The sequence below is a fragment of the Rufibacter hautae genome (genome assembly GCF_008271695.1).
GTDB lineage: Bacteria > Bacteroidota > Bacteroidia > Cytophagales > Hymenobacteraceae > Nibribacter > Nibribacter hautae.
On record NZ_VKKY01000003.1, the window covers coordinates 1,333,723 to 1,357,337 of the forward strand.

Annotated in this window: 14 protein-coding genes; 13 read left to right on the top strand and 1 reads right to left on the bottom strand. The window is 53.8% G+C overall.

The window, feature by feature from the left end:
- The first annotated feature begins 27 nt into the window (after positions 1 to 27).
- From FOA19_RS21900 to FOA19_RS21940, 9 genes are all read left to right on the top strand, one after another.
- Positions 28 to 1,317: a DUF4861 domain-containing protein gene (locus tag FOA19_RS21900; RefSeq protein WP_149092971.1), complete on the top strand. Its 1,290-nt coding sequence runs from the start codon at positions 28 to 30 to the stop codon at positions 1,315 to 1,317.
- A 216-nt stretch (positions 1,318 to 1,533) separates the two neighbouring features.
- A complete protein-coding gene (locus FOA19_RS21905) occupies positions 1,534 to 2,946 on the top strand; it encodes a pectate lyase family protein (RefSeq protein ID WP_223809012.1) in 1,413 nt (470 codons plus the stop codon).
- A 7-nt stretch (positions 2,947 to 2,953) separates the two neighbouring features.
- On the top strand, positions 2,954 to 3,904 hold the full coding sequence (locus FOA19_RS21910) for a pectinesterase family protein (protein WP_149092972.1): 951 nt from the start codon (positions 2,954 to 2,956) through the stop codon (positions 3,902 to 3,904).
- Positions 3,905 to 3,970: 66 nt separating this feature from the next.
- Complete coding sequence (locus FOA19_RS21915; RefSeq protein WP_149092973.1) at positions 3,971 to 5,203, top strand: glycoside hydrolase family 88/105 protein; 1,233 nt, start codon at positions 3,971 to 3,973, stop codon at positions 5,201 to 5,203.
- Between the two features lie 8 nt (positions 5,204 to 5,211).
- Complete coding sequence (locus FOA19_RS21920) at positions 5,212 to 6,192, top strand: pectinesterase family protein (protein ID WP_149092974.1); 981 nt, start codon at positions 5,212 to 5,214, stop codon at positions 6,190 to 6,192.
- A 163-nt stretch (positions 6,193 to 6,355) separates the two neighbouring features.
- On the top strand, positions 6,356 to 8,050 hold the full coding sequence (locus FOA19_RS21925) for a FlgD immunoglobulin-like domain containing protein (RefSeq protein WP_149092975.1): 1,695 nt from the start codon (positions 6,356 to 6,358) through the stop codon (positions 8,048 to 8,050).
- A 150-nt stretch (positions 8,051 to 8,200) separates the two neighbouring features.
- On the top strand, positions 8,201 to 9,772 hold the full coding sequence (locus tag FOA19_RS21930) for a glycoside hydrolase family 43 protein (RefSeq protein WP_223809025.1): 1,572 nt from the start codon (positions 8,201 to 8,203) through the stop codon (positions 9,770 to 9,772).
- Positions 9,773 to 9,880: 108 nt separating this feature from the next.
- Positions 9,881 to 11,638, top strand: coding sequence for a glycoside hydrolase family 28 protein (locus FOA19_RS21935; RefSeq protein WP_149092977.1), 1,758 nt, complete (start codon positions 9,881 to 9,883; stop codon positions 11,636 to 11,638).
- Positions 11,639 to 11,716: 78 nt separating this feature from the next.
- On the top strand, positions 11,717 to 12,508 hold the full coding sequence (locus FOA19_RS21940) for a rhamnogalacturonan acetylesterase (protein WP_149092978.1): 792 nt from the start codon (positions 11,717 to 11,719) through the stop codon (positions 12,506 to 12,508).
- Positions 12,509 to 12,936: 428 nt separating this feature from the next.
- On the opposite strand, the gene FOA19_RS21945 is transcribed toward FOA19_RS21940, so the two are convergent.
- Positions 12,937 to 13,935, bottom strand: coding sequence for an alpha/beta hydrolase (locus tag FOA19_RS21945; protein ID WP_223809013.1), 999 nt, complete (start codon positions 13,933 to 13,935; stop codon positions 12,937 to 12,939).
- A 908-nt stretch (positions 13,936 to 14,843) separates the two neighbouring features.
- On the opposite strand from FOA19_RS21945, the gene FOA19_RS21950 reads away from it, so the two are divergent.
- The 4 genes from FOA19_RS21950 to FOA19_RS21965 all read left to right on the top strand — a co-directional run bounded on the left by FOA19_RS21950 (position 14,844) and on the right by FOA19_RS21965 (position 23,477).
- Entirely contained in the window at positions 14,844 to 17,951 is a 3,108-nt protein-coding gene (locus FOA19_RS21950) for a SusC/RagA family TonB-linked outer membrane protein (RefSeq protein WP_223809014.1), read from the top strand.
- A gap of 30 nt (positions 17,952 to 17,981) precedes the next feature.
- A complete protein-coding gene (locus FOA19_RS21955) occupies positions 17,982 to 19,493 on the top strand; it encodes a RagB/SusD family nutrient uptake outer membrane protein (protein WP_149092980.1) in 1,512 nt (503 codons plus the stop codon).
- Between the two features lie 102 nt (positions 19,494 to 19,595).
- Entirely contained in the window at positions 19,596 to 20,369 is a 774-nt protein-coding gene (locus FOA19_RS21960; RefSeq protein ID WP_317132065.1) for a rhamnogalacturonan acetylesterase, read from the top strand.
- A gap of 87 nt (positions 20,370 to 20,456) precedes the next feature.
- Complete coding sequence (locus FOA19_RS21965) at positions 20,457 to 23,477, top strand: DUF6298 domain-containing protein (RefSeq protein WP_149092981.1); 3,021 nt, start codon at positions 20,457 to 20,459, stop codon at positions 23,475 to 23,477.
- The last annotated feature ends 138 nt before the right edge of the window (positions 23,478 to 23,615 follow it).

The window sequence follows — 23,615 nt, forward strand, 5'->3', positions numbered from 1 at the left end:
CCTTTTCCCCTGCTTACCCATAAAACTATGATCAAAAAGTATCTTACCTGGAAAAACGGAGCTTTAGGTGTAGCGCTCCTTTTCAACGTAGCCTGCTCCTCTAGCCAAAAAGTAGCTTCTTCTGAATTCCCGCAATCGTTCACGGTACAGGTTTCTAATCCTTTGAACCGGGAGCGGGAAAGTGTGCTGGTGGTGATCAAAGAAGAGGACCTGCCTACAAAAGGCGTGGGTTTTAACAGGAATGCGTTCATAGTGACAGATGGCTCCACCGAAATCCCCAGCCAGTACAACGGCAAGGATGCCCATAACAAGGGAATTGCTTTGGTATTGGACAAGATGGGAGCCGGCGAAACCAAGAAACTGACGGTGAGTTACAACCCGGAGGGAACGAACCAACGCACCTATACCAAACGTACCCAGGCCGAATTGTCCAAGAAAGTAGGCGGACGCTGGGAAAACCGGAAATACATTGGCGGCGATTTCCAGAACATAGACTCTTTGCGTGTACCCAGTGAACTGACCGACCATTCCTACTACCTCCGTTACGAGGGACCAGGCTGGGAATCGGACAAAGTGGGTTACCGCTTTTACCTGGACTGGCGCAACGCCGTGGACGTGTTCGGGAAGCAAACCCCGGAAATGGTGTTGCAGAAAGCGGGCCTGGACGGATACGATTCTTACCACAACCAACAACCCTGGGGCATGGACGTGCTCAAAGTGGGCAAGGCGCTGGGCGTAGGAACGCTGGCCATGTATGACAACGGCAAAGCCGTGCGCGTGGAGAAAACTGACAGCACCTACAGCAAAATCCCGCAAAATGGTCCGGTGTATTCTTCCATCCTTACAGACTATTACGGCTGGCAGGTGGCGGGGCACAAACTGAATGTGCATTCGCAGTTGAGCATTCACGGCGGCACCAGAATGACCCACCACCAGATCAGGCTGGAAGGCGGGCAACCGCAGAACATTGCCACCGGCCTCATCAAAGACAAAGCGGCCAAACTGGTCAGCGACAAAGGCGAGGCCGGCAAGCGTTACGGTTTTATGTACACTTATGGCAAGCAGACCCTGAACTCTCCGCCAGACAACATCGGTATTGCGGTACTGTTCAACCCGCAGGACTTCATCACCTTCTCAGATGATCCCCTGAGCCACGTGGTACAGCTGAAACCATCCAACGGACAGGCTCAATACTACTTCCTGGCGGCCTGGGAACTAGAGCCCAACGGCATCAAAACCGAGGAGCAATTCCGCCAATACATCACCAGAACTGCCGAGGAACTGGCCAATCCGGTGAGAGTGAAAGTGTCTAAATAGACCGAGTTAAGCTACAGGATCTATCTCTCCTTTCAGGATGACAAAAGGTTAGAACATCCTTCAGGAAACAAAGCTTCTTGAGCATACATGAACCAAGGCGTTTTTAGGTCCTTTTTTTAAAAAGAAGGCCAATACCACAAGGCTTAAGGTTCTGAATGAAAAAAATATAAAACGCAGGACAGGGGACGAGGGCAGGAGATCAGTTATAGAAATCACATGAATTACAGAAACAACATATTGACGAGTACCTGCTTGGGGTTGGCGTTCCAGATGGTTGTATTATCGGGTTGTGCCGAGAAGGTAGCTTCGGTGCCCACGCAGAAGGTAGAAAGCCACTCCGCTTCCGGTTCAAGCAATGACGAGACTGCTCATGTACTGGCGTTCCCCGGGGCCGAAGGATTTGGTAAGTTTACCACGGGCGGACGCGGCGGGAAGGTGCTGGTTGTTTCCAATCTGAATGACGATGGTCCGGGCAGTTTGCGCGAGGCCATCCGCAAAAAAGGTCCGCGTACCATTGTTTTTGCCGTGTCGGGCAACATTGAATTGCAGGCCCCGCTGGACATCAACAACGGGGATCTGACCATCGCTGGGCAATCAGCACCGGGTGAGGGCATCACCCTGAAAAACTACCAGGTGAGCATTAAAGCTGATAACGTGATTGTGCGGTATCTGCGCTTCCGGATGGGGGACGAGAAAGGCCAGCAGTCCGATGCGTTTGGGGCGAACCGGGGCAACAGCAACATCGTGATTGACCATTGCTCCATGAGCTGGGCTACCGATGAGTGCGCGTCTTTCTACCGCAACAAGAATTTTACCCTGCAGTGGTGCATCATCGCCGAGGCTTTGAACCACTCGGTGCACGAGAAAGGCGACCATGGCTATGGCGGTATCTGGGGCGGCGAGGGCGCTTCGTTCCACCACAACCTCATTGCCAGTAACAACAGCCGCAACCCGCGTTTCTCCGGTTCCAGCTCCACACCTAACTCTCCGGAGGAACTGGTGGATTTCACCAACAACGTGATCTACAACTGGGGCTTCAACAGCATCTACGGTGGCGAGAAAGGCCGCTACAACCTGGTGAACAACTACTTTAAATCGGGACCGGCCACACAGGAATCCCGGAAGAACCGCATTGTGAACCCCTCGCAGCCGTACGGCAAGTTCTACGTGAACGGCAACCACGTAGAGGGCTTCCCCCAAGTGACCAAAGACAACTGGGCCGGCGGGGTGCAGTGCGACCACCCGGATTCCACTAAAGCAGCTTCGGCGTTTCAGGTGCTGAACATTTCTACCCAACCGGCGCAGGCCGCTTACGAGGCCGTGCTAGCCCAAGCCGGTGCTAGCTTCAAACGCGATGCCGTGGACACCCGCATTGTGGCCGAGGTGCGCAGCGGTAAGTCTACAGCCGGCAAGAAAGGCACCGGCATCATCGACTCGCAGAAAGATGTGGGTGGATTCCCGCAGCTGAAATCGGTCGCCGCGCCGGAGGACAAAGACCAGGACGGCATGCCCGATGTCTGGGAACGCACCCAGAAACTGGACAGCAACAACGCCGCCGATGCCGTGGCGCACACCTTGAACAAGCAATACACCAACCTGGAAGTGTACTTAAACAGCCTCGTAAAATAGTACGGTTATGAAAAAGTGGTTCGGTATTTTTCTGATGTGCGTTTTGGCGGTGTTTTCCGCGAAAGCGCAACAAAAGCGGATCGTGGTGGCCCAGGACGGCAGCGGCGATCACACCACCATCCAGGGTGCGCTAGACGCTATTCCGGCGTTCCCCAACGACCGCATCGAGATCCATATCAAAAACGGCACCTACCGTGAGAAACTGGTGGTCTCCTCCTGGAAAACCCGCATCTCCTTCATCGGCGAGGACCGCGACAAAACCATCATTGTCTGGAACGATTACTCCGGCAAGGGCAAGATCAACACGTTCACCTCGTACACCGTTTTGGTGCAGGGAAACGAATTCCAGGCCGAAAACCTGACTTTCCAGAACGATGCCGGTCCGGTAGGGCAGGCGGTAGCGCTGCACGTAGAGGCAGACCGCTGCGTGTTCAGGAACTGCCGCATCCTGGGCGACCAGGACACCCTGTACGCCGGGGTAGACAACAGCCGCCAGTACTACGTGAACTGCTACATTGAAGGCACCACCGATTTTATCTTCGGGCCGGCCACGGCGGTTTTTGAGAACTGTACCATCCACTGCAAAAAGAACTCCTACATCACCGCCGCCTCCACGCCGCAGAACCAGCCGTACGGCTTTGTGTTCCTCAATTGCAAGATCACGACTGCCGCTCCAGAGGCCACCAAAGTGTACCTGGGCCGACCGTGGCGACCGTACGCGCAGACGGTGTTCCTCAACTCCGAGTTAGGAACGCACATCCTGCCCGAGGGCTGGCATAACTGGAACAAACCCGATGCCGAGAAAACCGCCCTGTACGCTGAGTACAAGTCTACCGGACCGGGAGCGGCTACTGAGAAACGGGTAGCCTGGTCTAAGCAACTTTCCAGAAAAGAAGCCAAAAAATACAAGCCCGAACTAGTCTTAGCCGGTGACGACAAATGGAACCCCACGAAATGAGCTTTCGCCTCGTTTTCCTAGAATCTGCCTCAAAACACCTCTTTTAAGAATTAGCCAGCGTTACCAATGAAACTTGCCCAATACGCCCTTATTGCAATTTCCGCTTTGACAATGGCCTGCCGCTCCGGCGAGACGGCCTCATCCAGCGCCACACCGGCTGCTTCGCCCAGCGGCAAACCCTATTCTGTCTGGATGGCCGATTCTGAGATGAAACGGAGTCCACAGGGTTGGATGATCGATTTCCGGCCGGAGCCGAAGTGGGACTACACGCAGGGGCTTTTCGCGAGCGCGCTGGAGCGGGTCTGGAAACGCACCGGCGACCAGAAGTACTTGACCTACATCAAGGCCTTCGCTGATACCATGATTACCGATAATGGCCAGATCAAAACCTACAAGAAAACCGATTACAACATTGACCGCGTGAACCCGGGCAAGTTCCTGATCGCGTTGTACAAGGAAACCGGCCAGCAGAAATACAGAACCGCCATTGACGAGCTGCGCGACCAGATGCGCACGCACCCCAGAACCTCGGAAGGTGGTTTCTGGCACAAGAAAATCTATCCGCATCAAATGTGGCTAGATGGGCTGTATATGGCTACGCCTTTCCTGGCCCAGTACGCCTCTGAGTTCAACGAGCCCGCTTTGTATGACGATGTCGCCAAGCAGATCATCCTGATTGACAAACACACCTGGGACGAGAAGAAAGGCCTGTTCTATCATGCCTGGGACGAGAAACGCGAGCAGAAGTGGGCCAATCCGGTGACCGGATTATCACCGAACGTGTGGGGCCGCGCCATGGGTTGGTTGTCGATGGCTTTGGTGGACGCCTTGGATTATCTGCCGCAAAACCATCCGCAACGCGGCGAGGTGTTGCGCGTGACCAAAAAGATGGCGCAGGCCATTGCCCAGTACCAGGACCCTAAAACCGGCCTGTGGTGGCAAGTGGTAGATCAGGGCGGCCGGGAAGGAAACTACCGCGAGGCCTCGGTTTCGAGCATGTTTACCTACTTTCTGGTGAAGGCCACCAAGAAGGGCTACATTGACCAGAAATACATGGAAGATGCCCGCCAGGGCTACAACGGCCTGCTGGAGAACCTGATCAGAAAGAACGCCGACGGCACCATCAGCATCACCGAGGTGTGCGCGGTGGCCGGCTTGGGCGGAACCCCGTACCGCGACGGAACTTACGAGTACTACATCAATGAGCAGAAACGCGACAATGACCCCAAAGCCGTGTCGCCGTTCATCATGGCCTCGCTGGAGTTTGAAGAAATGGGCAAAGCCTCGGCCCTTAAATAAGCATTCGCATGAACCTGAGAAAACCTTTTCTGTTGCTTGTTTTCCTGTGCTGCACCGCATTGTTCGCGCAGGCGCAGAAGTATGATTTTGTGGTGGCCAAAGACGGCAGCGGTACCTTCAAGACGGTGCAGGAAGCCATCAACGCCGTGCCTGATTTCCGCAAGAACGTCACCACCATTTACATCAAGAACGGCACCTACAAAGAGAAACTGACTTTGCCTAGCACCAAAACCGCGGTGCGCATGATTGGCGAGGACGTGAAGAAAACCATCCTCACTTTTGACGATTACGCGGCCAAGAAGAACCGGTTCGGGGAGGAGATGGGTACTACCGGCTCTACCAGTTTCTTTGTGTACGGCGATGATTTCACCGCTGAGAACATCACCTTTGAGAACTCCTCCGGTCCGGTTGGGCAAGCCGTGGCCGTGCGCGTGGACGGTGACAAGGTCATGTTCCAGAACTGCCGCTTCCTGGGTTTCCAGGACACGCTCTACCCGCACGGCGAGAAAAGCCGCCAGTACTACAAGAACTGCTACATTGAGGGCACCACGGATTTCATCTTCGGGTGGTCTACGGCCGTGTTTGAGAACTGCGAGATTTTCAGCAAAAAAGGCGGAAACTTTGTGACGGCCGCTTCCACGCTGGAAGGTGCGCCTTACGGTTTCGTGTTTTTGAACTGCCGCCTCACAGGCGATGCCCCGGAGAAGTCCTACTACCTGGGCCGCCCCTGGAGACCTTTCGCCAAGACGGTGTTCCTCAACACGTATTTAGGAAAACACATCAGACCCGAGGGTTGGCACAACTGGAGCAAACCAGAGGCCGAGAAACAGGTGCTTTATGCGGAGTACAACTCCACCGGTCCGGGCGCAGCCAAGACGGACCGCGTGAAATGGTCCAAACAACTGACGGAGCAGGAAGCCCAGCAATACACTTTGAAAAACATCTTCGGGGACTGGACTCCGGGGCAACTGATCACCGCAAATAAATAGGTGAAGAAGAACCTGCACGCGGAGACTGGGAAAAGGAAGTTGATTTGAAGGGCCCTTAGGTGCAAACGATTGCATCAATGTTTTTGGGCTGTTTTGAAGAAATCAGCTCGGAAACAACTTACAGAACGACAACGCACATCTTCCCCTAGAAAGAGGTAAAACGATGGTAAAGAAGCTACTCACATTGGCCCTGTTGGGATGTCTTGGAAGCCACCTGCAGGCGCAGCAACTGGCGTTCCCCGGGGCCGAAGGGTTTGGCCGCTACGCCACGGGCGGCAGGGGCGGAGCCGTGCTGGAGGTCACCAACCTGAATGACTCTGGGCCGGGTAGTTTAAGGTCCGCCATCAACGCCTCGGGTGCCAGAACAGTGGTGTTCCGGGTGTCCGGGACCATAGCACTGGCCTCTAACCTCACCATCAGGAACCCCAACCTCACCATTGCCGGCCAGACCGCGCCCGGTGACGGCATCGCCATAAAGAACTACCCGGTGAGCGTGGACGCTGATAACGTGATCGTGCGCTACCTTCGGTTCAGGATGGGCGATGAGGCACAGCAGGAAGGCGATGCGTTTGGGGGCCGTTTTCACAAAAACATCATCGTAGACCATTGCTCCATGAGTTGGTCCACCGACGAGTGCTTGTCGTTCTACGCCAATGAGAATTTCACGCTGCAGTGGTGCATTATTTCCGAGAGCCTCCGCAACTCGGCGCATGCCAAAGGGGCGCACGGCTACGGCGGCATCTGGGGCGGCAAGAATGCCTCTTTCCACCATAATCTCATGGCGCACCATGACAGCCGCAACCCAAGGCTGGGCGAGGAAGCCGGCAAAGCTTTCGCCCTCACGGATCTGGTGGATGTGCGCAACAACGTGTACTACAACTGGGCCAGCAACAGCATGTACGGCGGCGAGGCCATGAACGTAAACGTAGTCAACAACTACTACAAACCAGGGCCCGCCACGGCCAAGAAAGAGCGCATCTTCTCCATCGATAAAAACAAGAACGAAGGCACCGAGGTGTATGACATCTGGGGCAAGTTCTACATTGACGGGAATTTTGTGGAGGGCAGCACCCGCGCCACCAATGACAACTGGACCTACGGCGTGTTCAACCAATTTCACAGCAGCTATGGCACCATTTCAGACGCGGACAAAGCCGCGATGAAACGCAGCGCTCCGCATCCTATTCAGAACAACGTGACCACGCATTCCGCCGAGGAAGCCTACGAACTGGTCATGAACAAAGCCGGTGCCTCCCTGAAACGCGATGCCGTGGATACCCGCATCATCAATACGGTTAGTAATAAAACCTTTACCGCCTCGGGTTCCAACGGCAGCACCAACGGTATCATTGACAGTCAGAACGATGTAGGCGGCTGGCCCACGTTAGCCTCTCTGTCCGCTCCCGAGGACACCGACAAAGACGGTATGCCCAACGCCTGGGAAATCCAGAAAGGCCTGAACCCCAACAACGCCGAGGACCGCAACGGCGACGGCAACAACGATGGCTACACCAACCTGGAAGAATACCTGAACAGCCTGGTGTCTACGGGCAACCTGACCAGTTCCCCAGAGGGCAAAAAGACAGGTTCTACCCAACTGCACCCCAATCCATTTTCTGCGTCTACCAAAGTAGCTTTCACAGCGAAGCAAAAGGGTCAGGCACTGGTGAAAGTGACCAACGCCGCTGGCGAGACCGTGGCTACTTTGCTCAACGCCTCGGTGGGTTCGGGGGCCCACTCCCTTATCTGGAGCGGCACCGACCAAAGCGGAAGCAAACTGCCCAGCGGCATGTACTTTGTCTCAGTACAGGTAGGAAATGAAAAAGAAACGAAGCGGGTGGCGCTTCTAAGAGATTAATCAAGCTGTACCTTTCGGTACTTAACACGTAAGCAGATGTCCCCTAACAAAACTTTAGCCCTTGGTTTCCTTCTCCTCTTGGGCGCTTGCCAAAGCGAGAAAACGCGTACCTCCTTATCGGTTTCCAACACCAGCGCCTCGGGTGGCAGCATGGCGGCTCCGGCTGGTTATGTCTCCAAGGTGTGGGTCTCGGACAAAGGGGACGGCACCTTCCAGAACCCGGTCCTGGACGCCGACTACTCCGATCCCGATGTGGTGCGCGTGGGCGATGACTACTACATGACATCGTCCAGCTTCAGCTCCATCCCCGGCCTGCAGATCCTGCATTCTAAGGACTTGGTGAACTGGCAGATTATCGGGTACGCCATCGACCGCTTGCCGCCGTACCAGCACTTCGCCAAGCCGCAGCACGGCAACGGCGTGTGGGCCCCGTCCATCCGGCACCACAAAGGCGAGTTCTACATCTACTGGGGCGATCCTGATTTCGGGATTTACATGGTGAAAACCAAGAACCCGGCGGGCCGCTGGGAGGCTCCCGTGCTGGTGATGGAAGGCAAAGGCCTGATTGATTCCTGCCCGCTGTGGGACGAGGACGGCAACGCCTACCTGGTGCACGGCTGGGCAGGAAGCCGGGCCGGTGTAAAGAGCATGCTCACCGTGAACCGCATGAACCCCGAGGGTACCAAAGTGCTAGACGAGGGCGTGATGGTCTTCGACGGCCACGATGCGCATCCCACCGTTGAAGGCCCTAAGTTCTACAAGCGTAACGGCTACTACTACATCATGGCGCCGGCCGGCGGCGTGGCTACAGGCTGGCAACTGGTGCTCCGGTCTAAGAACGTGTATGGGCCCTACGAGGAGAAAATAGTGATGGACCAGGGCAAGACGCCCATCAACGGTCCGCACCAGGGCGCCTGGGTAGACACCAAGACCGGCGAGGACTGGTTCTTCCATTTCCAGGACAAGGAAGCCTACGGCCGCGTGGTGCACCTGCAGCCCATGAAGTGGGTGAACGATTGGCCCGTGATTGGCGAGGACCCGGACGGCGATGGCAAAGGCCAGCCGGTGCTCACCTACAAGAAACCGAACGTGGGCAAAACCTACCCCATCGTGACGCCCGCCGAGTCGGACGAGTTTGACAGCCACTTGCTGGGCTTGCAATGGCAGTGGCACGCCAACCCTAAGGCCACCTGGGCGTTCGCTTCGAACAAAGGCAACCTGCGCCTCTTCACCGACCAGATGCCCGAGGGCGGCAAAAACCTCTGGGATGTGCCCAACCTGCTGCTCCAGAAATTTCCCGCCGAGAACTTCACCGTAACCACCAAACTCAAGTTCACGCCCAATCCCAAACTGCAGAACGAGCGCACCGGCCTGGTGGTGATGGGCATGGATTACGGCTACGTGTCGGTGGTGAACAAAAAAGACGGAATGTACCTGACCTACAACACCGCGCTCAAAGCCGACAAAGGCACGCCTGAAAAGGAGCAGATTCTGGGAAAACTGACCGGAAACGAAGTGCAGTTCCGGGTGCAAGTGAGCAAGGGCGCCAAATGCCAGTTCAGCTACTCAGAAGACGGCCAGACCTTCAAAAACGTCGGCACACCGTTCACCGCCGTTCCGGGCAAATGGATTGGCGCCAAGGTGGGCCTGTTCGCCCTCCGCGAGGACAAAACCAACGACTCCGGCTACGCCGATTACGACTGGTTCAGAGTGACCAAGTAGGAGAGAGCCTTTGTTTTAGGGCTGTTTTCCTTAAAGCAAGCAGAAAACAAAATACAGGAAGCTCCTCTGCGGAGCCATCACCAGAAGTTAAAGAGTAAATATACCATCATGAAGAATGTAGCAAAGAGCAGGTTTTTATTGGCTTTGGGACTGGCGAGCGCGTTTCAGTTCTCCTGTCAACGTCAATCCTCAGCCCCGGCGGCCAGTGCCCCCGCAGCCCCCGCTGAAACCACCACTGGGCGTAATTTCTCCAGCGCCAGCGTAGCCGCTACTATTTACGAGGGCATTGAGTTTGACATGCCCAAAGTGAAAGAAACCAAGTTCCCCAACTACAGCGTGCCCATCACCAAGTACGGCGCGGTGGGCGACGGCATCACCAAAAACACGCAGGCCTTTGAGCAGGCCATCAATGACGTGGCGGCCAAAGGAGGCGGACACGTGATCATTCCGCGCGGTTTGTGGCTCACCGGGCCCATCGTGCTGAAAAGCAATATTGATCTGCACGCTGAGGCTGGTTCCATGGTCATTTTCAGCCGTGATTTCAATGACTATCCCTTGATCAAAACCAGCTTCGAGGGGCTGGATACGTACCGCTGCCAGTCGCCTATTTCGGGCATGAACCTGGAGAACGTGGCCATCACCGGTGAGGGTACGTTTGACGGAAACGGTGATGCCTGGCGTCCGGTGAAGAAAAGCAAGATGACTGATGCGCAGTGGAAAACCTTGACCAAAACCGGGGTGCTGAGCGATGACGGGAAGACCTGGTACCCCACCGAGAAGTCTAAGAAAGCCGATGCCAAAGACAACTTTAACGTGCCCAACTTTAAAACGAAGGAAGAGTTTGAGGCCGTGAAAGACTACCTGCGCCCCGTGTTGCTGAGTCTGGTGAACTGCAAAACCGTGCTTCTGGATGGACCTACCTTTCAGAACTCTCCGGCCTGGAACCTTCATCCGCTCATGTGCCAGGACATCATCCTGCGCAACCTGAACGTGCGCAACCCCTGGTACTCGCAGAACGGCGACGGCCTGGACCTGGAGTCCTGCAAAAACGCGCTGGTCTACAACAACACCTTTGACGTAGGCGACGATGCCATCTGTGTGAAATCCGGGAAAGACGAAGACGGCCGCAGAAGAGGCGTGCCTACTGAGAACGTGATCGTGAAAAACAACGTGGTGTACCACGGCCACGGCGGTTTTGTGGTGGGCAGTGAGATGTCTGGCGGCGTGAAAAACGTGCACGTGTCTAACTGTACCTTTATGGGCACCGACATCGGGTTGCGTTTCAAGAGCACGCGCGGCCGGGGCGGCGTGGTAGAGAACATCTGGATCTCTAACATTGACATGATCAATATTCCTACGCAAGCTATCAGCTTTAACCTTTTCTACGGCGGCAACTCGCCGGTGCTGGAAGAAGACCAGAAAGCCGGCACCGAGGCCCGAGTAGAGAAACCAGTGCCCGTAACCGAGAAAACGCCGTCGTTCAAAAACATCTGGATGCGCAACATCACCGTCTCGGGGGCCGATGAAGCCGTGGCCTTGCAAGGTCTGCCCGAAATGAACCTGCAGAACGTGAACCTTGAGAACGCTTACCTGAAAGCCCGAAGAGGAATCTCGGCAGTGGATGCAACGGGCATCGCCCTGAAGAACGTGAAAGTAGTCACCGAGAAAGGTCCGGCCCTGACCATCCACAACAGCAAAGACATCAACGTGCAGGGGCTTACCTTTAACCAGACAAATGAACCGGCGGTGAAAGTCCTGGGTCCCCTGACCAAAAACGTGAAGCTGAACAACAAAGACTTCACCAGCGCCGCCACCCAAATCTCCAAAGGCAAAGACCTGGGAAAAGCGGCGGTTTCCATGCAGTAATTCATCATGAAAAGGGCATGTGCAAGCGTGCCTTTTTTCCTGCCCTTTTCGCAAAAACAGCTTAAAAATAGAACCTACATGCTGAGAAGATTATCCCTCTTTCTTTTCCTGGTGGGCTGCGTGGCGGCCATGTCGTTTGCCCCTTTCAAGAAGAACATCGTGCGCGTGTACCTCATCGGGGATTCCACCGTGGCCGATTATTCTGACTACGATGGCGAAGATTACCTGAACAAGCGCTACCCGGTGATGGGTTGGGGCCAGATGTTCAAGCCGTTCCTCACGAAGGACAGTTTGGCCAAAGTAAAGCACCTCATCAAGGGAGACAGCGTCATCCTGCTGGACAAAGCCCGGGGCGGCCGCAGCACGCGCACCTTTTTTGAGGAAGGCCGCTGGGCCGCCGTGTACAAAGACCTGAAGAAAAACGATGTAGTCATGATCCAGTTCGGCCACAATGATGCGGCGGTGGAGAAGACCGAGCGCTACGTGAACATCCAGGGCTACAAGGAATTTCTGCGCCTGTACGTGAACCAGACGCGTGAGAAAGGCGCGTATCCCATTCTGCTCACGCCCGTGGTCCGCAACTATCCCTGGAAAGACGGCAGAATCGGGAACGTGCACGGCGAGTACCCGCAGGCGGTGAAAGACGTGGCCAAAGAGTTGAACGTGCCTCTAATTGACCTGCAGCAGCTTTCCATTGATTCCTTTTCCCAGAAAGGGCAGGAGTTTGTGACCGCCAATTACTTCATGAACCTACCTGCCGGCCAATACAAAAACTACCCCGAGGGGCAGAAAGACAACACCCACTTCCAACCCGAAGGGGCCAAAGAAGTAGCCCGCCTTGTGTTTCAAGGGATGAAGGCACTGAAGTAAAAATCGGTTGTAAATTGTTCTAAAGTCTTAAAAAACGAATCGGGGCTGTTTTCCAGAAAACAGCCCCGATTCGTTTTTTTGCTTTTAACTCCTTTAATCAGGAGCGAATAGCTATTGGTCCTTTTTGATATGGTCTACACGCATTCCGTCCCCCTTTGAAGGGGGTAGGGGGATGACAAAGGCCGATTGTAGAACCAAGTTGCCTTGCTTCATAGGGCAGACATCAATGGCGCTCCTCACCTAAGGGCAACTACAAGTGATTGCCTCTGCAGAACTTGGGAATGCCATGATCAGCACGAGCAATCATCCCCCTACCCCCTTCAAAGGGGGACGTAATGCGTGAGGCTGCCTTAAAACCAAAGAAAAGCATTTAGGGGCTGTTTTCTGTAAAACAGCCCTAAATGCTTTTCAACTTTCAAAAGATTTGATTACGCCTTCTTCTTCGGTGCATAAACTTTCTTCAGGAAAGTGTCAATGTACTTCACCATGGGCTCAAACCAAGGATCAAAGAGAGGGAAGGTATGCGGGGAATCAGGGAAAGTATGCACCTCTGAGTAGATTTGGTGTTGATCCAGGATCTTCCGGAAATCGTCGCGGCCGGCGTGCATGCGATCTACTGAGCTGTTGATGAACAGGAAGGGCGGTGCGGTAGGGCCTACTTGGTTCAAGGGCGAGGCTTCCTCCCACAGGGCGATCTTCTCCTTTTTAGGATACCCAAACCAGTACGTAGCCGCCGAGATGCCTTTAGCGTCATTTCCCTCTCCTGACTCGGGGTGCACAAAGGAAAGCGTTCCGTCAATGTCTACCACTGCCTGCACCTGGCTGGATACTTTGGAAAGGCAATTTTCCCCTTCAAAGATTGGGTTCTTGTTGGTGGCCCCCAGAAGCGCCGCCAATTGTCCGCCTGCCGAAAAACCGAGGGCTGTGATTTTGGCCGTGTCCAGGTTGAATTGCTTCGCATTGGCCCGCACCCAGCGCACCGCCGATTTCAGATCATGCACCGCAGCAGGGTAGAGGGCTTCGGTAGACAGGCGATACTCCACGGTAAAACAGGCGTAACCAAGATCGGCCAGACGTTGGGCCAGGGGAATATGCTGTTCGCGGTTTCCGCTGCGCCAACCGCCTCCGTGAATGAGCAGAATGGCCGGAGTGGGAGCCTTGGTTTTCTTCTTCGGGTAAAAAGCGTCTAAGGCCAGGTCTCGGTTCCCAACGCGGCAATACTTGATATCCCGTTTCTCCTGCACTGTGGGCAATTTAAATACCTCTACCAATTTAAGATTCGCATTGGGGTGGTATTTCTTGGCCTGCCGGTAAGCACCCGGGTTGGAGAAGGAGGTGTCGCGTATTCTGGTCAGGCCAGTGGTCATTTGGGCCATGGCTGAACTTGCCGTAAAAAATAGCAGGAAGCCGAAGAGATGTTTTTTCATGCACAGGTTCATTTTGTATGGTTGAAGGTTAGTAACGGGCTAGGTAAGTGTTCGCCCATCTTAACCTGGTAAAAAGTGTTTTTTTAATGGAGTCCAAGGAAAGAATAGAAAAGTGCCAGACCTGTTTTTAGTGGTGTTTTTTGGAAACAAGCCTCAAAACTTCTTTTCCCTTCCGTATCTATTCGGTTTTTCTGCTTCTTTCTTGAGGGTAATACTTCCTTGTTAAAAAGCATAGGGGTCTTGAGGTATAAATTTCATTATGTTAAACCAGGATGTGTAAACGTTTGCACTAAAAATAGGGATAGCTTTGATTTTGCCCTTCAGATTAGCGCAAGGAATACTATTCTAAGTGGGCATTTTAATGCTCCTTCTGTAAACATAATGTCTAATGTAATGAATATATGACAAATAAACGCTTGTTTAAAAACGATGATTTAAAAAATAAGAAAAAGCTTGTGTTTATTTTATTAAATCACTATCTATGCAATCGATTGTACAACATGAAGCCCTTAATAGGGTAAGTTCCCAATCGTTTGTTAGCCGCCATGTCTCAGGTTGAGCGCAGGAATTAATTCTTTCCTGACTGGGTAGAGAAGAAGTTGGCCGAAGACAATCCTAGTAAAAGCATCAAATCGACTTTAATCCCTGGCAAACTCATAGTATAGAGTCTTCCCGCCAGTTAGTACCCGCAGATACAAACACCTTTGTATAACCCGCTATAGCTTCCATAGCTCTCGTCGATAATTTGATCACCACGCTTAAAAGCCGCCTTCTTGGCTTTGTAGTAAAAGTTCAGGCGTTAATGCAAGATGTTCCTCTTAAGGAGATTTAGGCAGGTACGTGAGAATGCCCATCAAAGCTTAGGATTGTCTTTCACTCATCTCTTCATTACATGTAAACCCAGTTTTATGAAAAATTCATTACAGCATGTATTTAAAAGAACCTGCCAAACCCGCTGGCTGATTCTTATTCTATGCCAGATAAGTTTAATGCCGCAGCAGGGTTGGGCAAAGGATGGCGAAGCAATACCAGGTTTGCGCAAGGAAGCCGCTGGAAAAGGAAACTTAATTGCCTATAAAGGGACCAAGAGCTTGTTCTCTCACCCAAAGAAATTGTTTCTGCACACCGTTCGCGGGAAAATATCCGATGAGAAAGGAACGGGAATGCCTGGGGTCACCGTGATGCTGAAAGGCACCACCTCTGCCGCACCTTCTGCCTCAGACGGGACCTATGCCATTGAATTACCCGATGGAAACGGTACATTGGTGTTCTCCTTTATGGGGTATAAACCCTTGGAGGTTGCCGTTAATAATAGGACCACAATTGATGTAAGCCTGGTCCCGGACGCCGAGTCTTTGGATGAGGTGGTTGTGGTGGGGTATGGTACCCAGAAAAAAAGTGACCTGACAGGTTCAGTAAGCGCTGTATCCTCAGAGGAATTCAACGTGGGGCCGCAATTAAGCCCGCAACAGCTGATCCAGGGGAAAATGGCCGGGGTGAACATCTCCCAGAACAGCGGGAAACCCGGTGCCTCCAACACAGTACGCATCAGGGGAGGTACCTCTTTGACGGGTTCCAATGATCCGCTGTACGTGATTGACGGAGTGCCCATCTCTACCTCCAGCGGCGTAAACCAGGCCAACATCAGGGGCAACGGTACCGACGTTTTTGACCAGGAGCCTACCAACCCGCTCATGACCCTGAACCCTAATGATATTGAGTCCATCACCGTGTTGAAAGACGCCTCCGCTACGGCCATTTACGGGTCAAGGGGCGCTAATGGAGTTATTGTCATCACTACTAAGAGAGGAAAAGCCGGCAAGGCCCAGGTCACCTACAACGTGCTGGCCGGGGTTTCCAAAGTTGCCAATACCCTGGATGTTTTAACCGCCGACCAGTACCGAGCCGTGGTAAGAGACCTGGAACTCACCCTGGATGACAAAGGCGCCAACACTAACTGGCAGGATGAAATTTACCGCACCGCCTATAACCAGGACCACAGTCTTTCTTTGATGGGGGGCGTGAGCAATACCATGTACCGCGTTTCTTTAGGTTACGGAAAACAGGAAGGGATCATGCTGGGCTCCGATTTGAGCCGGTACAATGGTTCCATCAACATCAACCATGCCGCCCTGGAAGACAAACTGAAGTTTGACCTGGTGGTGAACTATGGCCAGACAAGATCAAACGCAGCGCCGGTTTCCAATACCGTGGGCAGCGAGGCTGGTACCAGCATGAACTATGAAGCCTTTGTCTTCAACCCAACTTATCCCGTGTATGATCCTAACGGAGAGTACTATCACGTAGGACCGTTCCGGGTGAACCCTGTTTCTTTCTCCTCTGATGTGACCGATGAAAAAACCGCCCAACGGTTGCTGGGGAACCTGTCAACAACCTATACCATCATTGATCCGCTGAGCATCAACGTGAGTTTGGGCTACACCCGGCAGGAAATCGATCGGAACTCTTTCATCCAGAAGTCGAATCCGCTGGGCGAGGGTTTCGGGGGCTTTGCCAGCACCCAGAAACTCGCCGATTACAGCAAATTGCTGGAGACAGTCCTTCGGTTTAACAAGTCTTTCGGCCAACATGCGGTTGATGCCATCGCGGGGTATTCTTACCAATACTTTTTAGGCGAGGGAGGGCGCACCACAGCTTCGGGGTTCCTGTCAGATTCCTTTAAATGGTACAGTTTGCAGGCTGCCAGTACGGTAGGGGGCATCAGCAGCTTCCAGGAAAGCAACACCCTTATCTCCATGTACGGCAGGGTGAACTATGACTTTGGCGGGAGATTCCTGCTCACCGGTACCATCCGGCGCGATGGTTCCAGCCGGTTCGGCTCCGGAAACAAATGGGGGGTGTTCCCTTCCGGTTCCGTGGCCTGGCGGATCTCGCAGGAGAAATTCTACCCCGAGAATCCTTTGTCTGACCTGAAAGTGCGGGTGAGCTACGGCGTCACCGGTAACCAGGAGATCGGGAACCTGAATTCCCTCACCACTTTGGGAGCCAGTAACAGAGGGTACCTGGTGGGCGGTCAACGGATCACCATCGTGTTGCCGCAGCAATACGCCAACCCAGACCTGAAATGGGAGCAAACCTCCCAGGTAGATGTGGGCCTGGACTTCGGTTTCTTTAAAAACAGAGTCCATGGTAGCCTGGATTATTACCGCAAGAAAACCAGTGACCTTTTGCTCCGCATCGCTGTTCCGTCGCCTTCTGTGGTGACTACCCAATTGGCCAATGTGGGCAGCGTGGAAAACAAAGGCTTTGAGCTGGAACTGGGGGCCAACATCATTGACAAAGGCGATTTCACCTGGGAAGCCGATGTGAACTTCAGCCGGAACAAAAGCGAGGTGTTGAGCCTCTCCAACGATCTGTACAAGGGAGACAACATCCAGATTGCCCCCTTGCAGGGCGCCGGTCTGTCGGGCATTTATGCGCAGTTGATCAAACCAGGCGAGCCGCTGGGCACGTTCTGGGGCCGCAAATTCATAGGCATAGAAAACGGGGTAGAGCAGTTTGAGCCGGGCAACCAGGTCATCGGGACGGCCCAGCCAGATTTCACCTTCGGGTTCAGCAACTCCTTCCAGTACAAAGCCTGGAGCCTGGGCTTCAACTTTAGAGGATCGGTAGGAAACGATGTCTTCAACCTCACAGCCAACAACCTGGCCTATGAAAGTAATCTGCCGGGCAGAAACATTCTAGCGGTGGCACTGGGAGACGGAGTAGGAAGAGAGCAACCCAAACAGTATTCCTCCCGCTGGATTGAAGACGGGTCCTTCGCCCGCCTGGATAACATCACCTTAGGCTACACCTTCAACGTGAAGAATACGCCTTTGTCCAACGCCAGAATCTTTGTCACCGGTCAGAACCTGCTGCTCATCACCAACTATTCGGGGCTGGATCCTGAGGTGAACGCTGAGGTGTCCGGTACGGGTGTGGCTCCGCTGGGAATTGACTACCTGGCCTATCCACGGGCGAAGACGGTGAGTCTGGGCGCCAGCATTTCTTTCTAATCGTGTTGCATTACTTTTTAACCTAAGAAGATGAAACGTCTCATAACAAAAATAAAAGTATTGGTGAGTGCTGCCATTTTAGTAACTGGCTGTACCGATCTGGAGGAAGAACAATTCGGCCGCCTTTCGCCGGATACGTATTACCGGACCGAGGAAGAGGCCTTGTCTTCGGTAGTGGGTATTTACCAGCAGTTGTCGTACGTGGTGGACATAGGAGACCCGTTCCGGATAGCTGAATTCGGGACCGATGAGTTCATTGTGCCGGGCCGGGCTAGCGGAGGCTGGTTTGACCAGAACAACATAGACATCATGCTGCACCAGGTAAAGCCAGACAATGCCACCACTGGTCGGGCCTGGGGATTCATTTTCCAGGAAATCGGGACAGCCAACGCGGTGCTGGAAAGTCTGGAAAGTTCTCCTAACAAAGCCAATTTCCCCGGGGTAATTGCCGAGGCACGGGCCTTGCGGGCGTATGGTTATTTCTACGCCATGGATTTTTGGGGCAACGTTCCCATTTTCACCCAGGCCCGGGTAGACCCCAATAACCTGCCCACGAATAATACCCGCACCGAGGTCTTCCAGTTTGTGGAGAAGGAAATGCTACAAGCTTTGAATGACCTGCCCTCTGTGAATACAGTGACGGCGGCCTATTACCCACGGCTCACCAAAGAAGCCGTGTATGCCGCCCTGGCGACGCTTTACCTGAACGCCGAGGTGTACACAGGAACCCCGAAATGGGCCGAAGCCCTCGCCATGGCGGACAATGTGATCAACTCAGGAGCGTACTCGCTGGAGCCACAGACCGTGGACAATTTCAAAGCCACGAACGAGGTCAATTCCACAGAGATTATCTCCTCGTTTTCGGTAAACCCCACCAGAAACGCCGGAGCCAACCAGTTTATGTTGTACGCGCAGCCTGCCCTGGACAAACAACGGTACAATCTTCCGTTCTCCCCGGCCAACGGGTACAGTACCTACCAGGAAGCCCTGGACCGGTATGAAGCAGCAGATGAACGGAGAAGCCTGATTCAGCAGGGACCACAAACGTATCCCAATGGCCAGCCACTGGTGGACAGCAAAGGAGAACAATTGGTGCTTGTACCAGTGGTAGATTACGTGAGTGCCCAGGACAACGAAGGCTTCCGGGTTCTGAAATACGTGCCGGAAGGCGTGACCTGGTCAGGCTTCAACGCCGATAATGACCTGGTGCTCATCCGCTACGCCGATATCCTGTTGATCAAGGCCGAGGCGCTGTTCAGAACCGGCAACTCGGGCGAAGCCCTTACCCTGGTGAACCAGGTGAGAACCAGAAGCAATGCCACTCCACTCACTACTCTTACCTTGAAAAACATCGAGGAAGAAAGAGCCCGGGAGTTTATCTGGGAAGGTCACCGCAGAAGAGACATGATCCGGTTCGGGAGCTATTTCACCGAGACCTGGACCTTCAAAACCACCCAGACACCTACCTGGCGCGGAATCTACCCCATCCCGGCAGAGCAGATCGTGGCGAACCCCAACTTGAAGCAGAACCCTAACTACTAGAAGAACTGGCGGCAGGCAAAGGGCAGCACGCAGAAATGCGCGCTGTTCTTTGCCTGTCGCTTTTTTATCCTTTCCCAGACACCCACCTAATTTATCTGCCCTATGATGAAAGTTGTTTTCAGAGGCGCTTTGCTGATAGGCCTGCTCGTTTTAGCCTCGTTTTCTATAAACAAGCCCCAAAACAAGATCAAGGTGTACCTCATCGGGGACTCCACGGTGCAGCACTATGAGCCAACCAAGTACCCGGTGCAAGGCTGGGGAATGCCGTTCGCCTACTTTTTTGATTCCACGGTGGTGGTTCAGAACAGAGCCAAAGGCGGAAAAAGCACCAGAACGTTCCTGTCCGAAGGACGTTGGCAGCCCATCGCCGACAGCCTCAGAGAAGGAGATTACGTGTTCATGCAATTCGGGCACAATGACGAGGCTAAAGAACCCCAATACGCCGCCCGCTACACGCCAGTGCCCGATTACCGCAAGAACCTGATTAAATTCATCTCGGAGACCCGGGCTAAAAAAGCCACTCCGGTCCTCATCACCCCCGTCACCCGAATGGTATTTGATGCCTCCGGCAAAGCCCAGGAAACCCACGTAGAATACTCCCAAGCCGTGCGGGAAATCGCCAGAGAACTGAAGGTGCCTATGATTGACCTGGACCGTAAAAGCCTGGAGCTGGTGCAGAAGATGGGCCCGGATCACGCCAAGGACCTGTTCAACCAACTGGAACCCGGCGAGCACCCCAACTACCCTGAGGGCATCAAAGACAACACCCACTTCAACGAGTTCGGCGCCCGGAAAATGGCCCAGCTCGTCCTGGCCGAAATCAAAAGGCAGAACCTGGAACTCGCCAATAGAATCATCAAACAGACTCCTAAATAGAAGCGAAGGATTCTAATTTTAAGAAATTGATTTTGGCTCCTTTTCTGGAAAACAGCCTTAAAATGAATCACCCATAACCACATCAACATGACTGGGAACCTCTGCCGGATGGTTTGTTTTATGGCTGTTTTCTGGTTTTTAGCCCCAAAATGCGAGGCCCAGAAACTCCAGAAAAAGGACGTTGAGGCCGTTAAGATTGATTTTTCCTTTGCCGGGTACCAGGCCAGTAATGCCCCACCGCCCATAGTGCCGGTGGTGCTTCAGGTGCAGCCCAGCGGCGGCGATGACACCAAACTGTTGCAAGGCGCCCTTGATTATTTGGGCAAGTTGCCGATGCAGGAAAATGGATTCCGGGGAGCTTTGTATTTGCAGGAAGGCCGGTACCAGGTGGCCGGGCAACTGCAGATAACCAAAGCCGGCATCGTGATTAGGGGAGGGGGAAACCCGGCCAAAACGGTACTGATAGCTACGGGCAACGGAAGGCGCACCTTGCTCAAAATCGGGCAGGAAGACACGGTCGCAGTGGTTTCAAAAGCCATTAAGGTAACAGGAGAAGTGCCAACTGGAGGACGTGTGTTAACCCTGGAGAACGTAGCAGACCTGCAAGTGGGAGACCACGTGCAGGTTAATCGCCCCAGCACTGCTCCTTGGATTGCCGACCTGGGGATGAACAAAGCCGAGGGGATGTTCGTGGCCGTGCGGGGCCTGCGCTGGCCCGTGGGTTCAAGGGACCTTACCTGGGACCAAACCATTACCCAGCTAGACCCGGCCAAAAAGCAAATCACCCTGAACGCTCCTATCACCACCGCGCTGGAACCCTATTACGGTGGAGGCACGGTTCAGAAAGTTACTTCCAAAAACCTGGTGCACTCGGTGGGGTTGGAAGGGTTCACCCTGGAGAGTGCCTATGACAAGACCAATCCCTCTGATGAAGAACACGCCTGGATCGGTATTCAGGTGGACCATGCGCAGGATGTCTGGGTGCGGGAGGTCACGGCGCGGCATTTCGTGAGTTCGGCCATCAGGGTAGGACCGAGGGCCCGGCAGGTAAGTATCCTCTGGTGCAGAAGTGAGAAACCGGTGTCTGAAATCGGAGGGTACCGCCGGATGAGTTTTCTAGTGGAAGGCCAGCAAGTGCTGGTGGAAAACTGCACCGCAGATGCCGGGCTCATTGATTTTGCGGTTGGTTTCTGCGCGGCCGGTCCTAACGTCTTTTTGAACTGCAAAGCCACCAATGCGCTAGGTGCCAGCGGTTCTTTTGAAAGTTGGGCCTCTGGGGTGCTGTACGAGAATGTTTCCATTGAAGGGGCAGACCTGCGGTTGACCCATGATTTCGAGCGCGCCCAAGCCGGAGGCTGGACCGCTGCCAATTCGGTCATCTGGAACGCCAAAGCCAGGAAAGTAGAGGCTGAAGGTCCGCGGGATTATTCCAATCGGATGGTTTCTGCTGGCTATTCGCTGTACGGGTTACAGGTTGAAAAACGGCTGGGCAGGCAGGGAACTGCCAAGAAGCCTGTGACTGCCTTTAATAAACAAGCCCTTTCAAGCCAGGTAAAAGAATTCACGCTTCAAGACCTCGGGGCAGAGTCCGCATTAGATAAAAAAACTACGCACCCGCTGCAAATCATCAACGGGCGATTCGTGATGGACAGGAAAGTCCTCTGGAGCGGTACCGTGGGCGATCAGTTCTGGCGCGGGCAGGCATTCCCGGGCGGAGAGTTGAACTCCGGGGTAAGTTTAACGCGGTTCGTGCCGGGCAAAGATGGCCCTGGTTTAACCGAGATTTTGCCAAAACTGGCCCAAAACATGGTTAGCCAGGACAACCGGTTCTACCAGGCCATGACGGGTCTGTGGTATGACCGCCGGCGCGATGACCACTCGGTCAGTCCCCGAGCGGATGGGAACGTGTGGGCGCCTTTTTATGAAATGCCCTGGGCCCGCAGCGGGAAAGGCAAAGCTTGGAACGGACTCAGCAAGTTTGACCTTACCAAATTCAATCCCTGGTACTTTACTAGGCTAAAGGAGTTTGCCCGGCTCTGCGACGAGCAGGGTTTGGTGCTATATTACAGCCTGTATAACACGCACAACCTGCTGGAGTACGTCACCCATTGGGTGGATTACCCCTGGCGGCCGACCAACGCTATCCAGAAAATAAACGTGCCGGAGCCGCTTCCGGTGGAGCCCTGGGCGCGGCTGCACCTGGGCAATGAGTTCTATGACCCGGAGAATCCGTCTTTGCGGGAACTTCACCGCACCCATATTTTCAAGGTGCTGGACGAACTGGGAACGGCGGAGAACGTCATTTTCAACCTGGGCTTTCAGTTCACCGGGCCCTTGGCGTTTCAGCGCTTCTTTTTGCAAACCATCGCTGAATGGGAAACCCAACACCACCGCAACGTGCGGGTGGTCCTGACCACGAGCAAAGACATCACCGATGCCATTCTCTCTGACCCTGCCCTGGCCAAACAGGTAGAAGTCATTGATACCCGCTACTGGCAGTACCGCCCCGAGGGGTTGTTCTCTAACAGTGATTCTTTGTGGGCCCCACCAGGAGGAACGAACCAATCTTACCGCGAAATGGTGAGCGAAGCCTTTCTGCAGGCCAGCGACTATCCCTTGCCCACTACCCAGGAACTGATGTACCGCCAGGTGCGGGAATACACCGATAAATTCCCAAACAAAGCCGTGATCGCTATTGCCAATGACATCAGCCCTATTCCCGCGTTGATGGCTGGTGGGGCGCAAGTGGTGATGGGAAGTCCCCAGAAGAGAGGCAATGGACGCGTGACCTTTCCTACTTTTGTGCAGGAACACCTGGCAGATAAGTTGATGCAGCTGAAGCCCCATGACACCTTGCTCAAGAATCCGGCGCAGAACTGGTGCCTGGAAAACGCTGACCGTTCCACGCTGCTGCTCTACTCCCTTTCTGGCCCGGATATCTCATTTTCCCAGAAGCTGCCCAGCCAAACATTATCGGGAATCTGGTATGATCCTCTTTCGGAGAGGACCTTTCCCTTTGACCCGGAAATGAGCTTGAGCAAAGGCAAATCCATCAGGAAACCATCTGCCGGAAATTGGTTGCTATTGCTCACCACCAAGGAGAAGTAAGGAATGATGTCCGGCAAAGGTGGAGGTTGCACGGATTTTTAGGGAACAAAAGCCCTTAAATACCTCCTTTAAAGCCTGCTTTATAAATAAGCCAAATTAATTTTGTACTTTGTAGGTGGTTAGAAGACGCTTATAGGT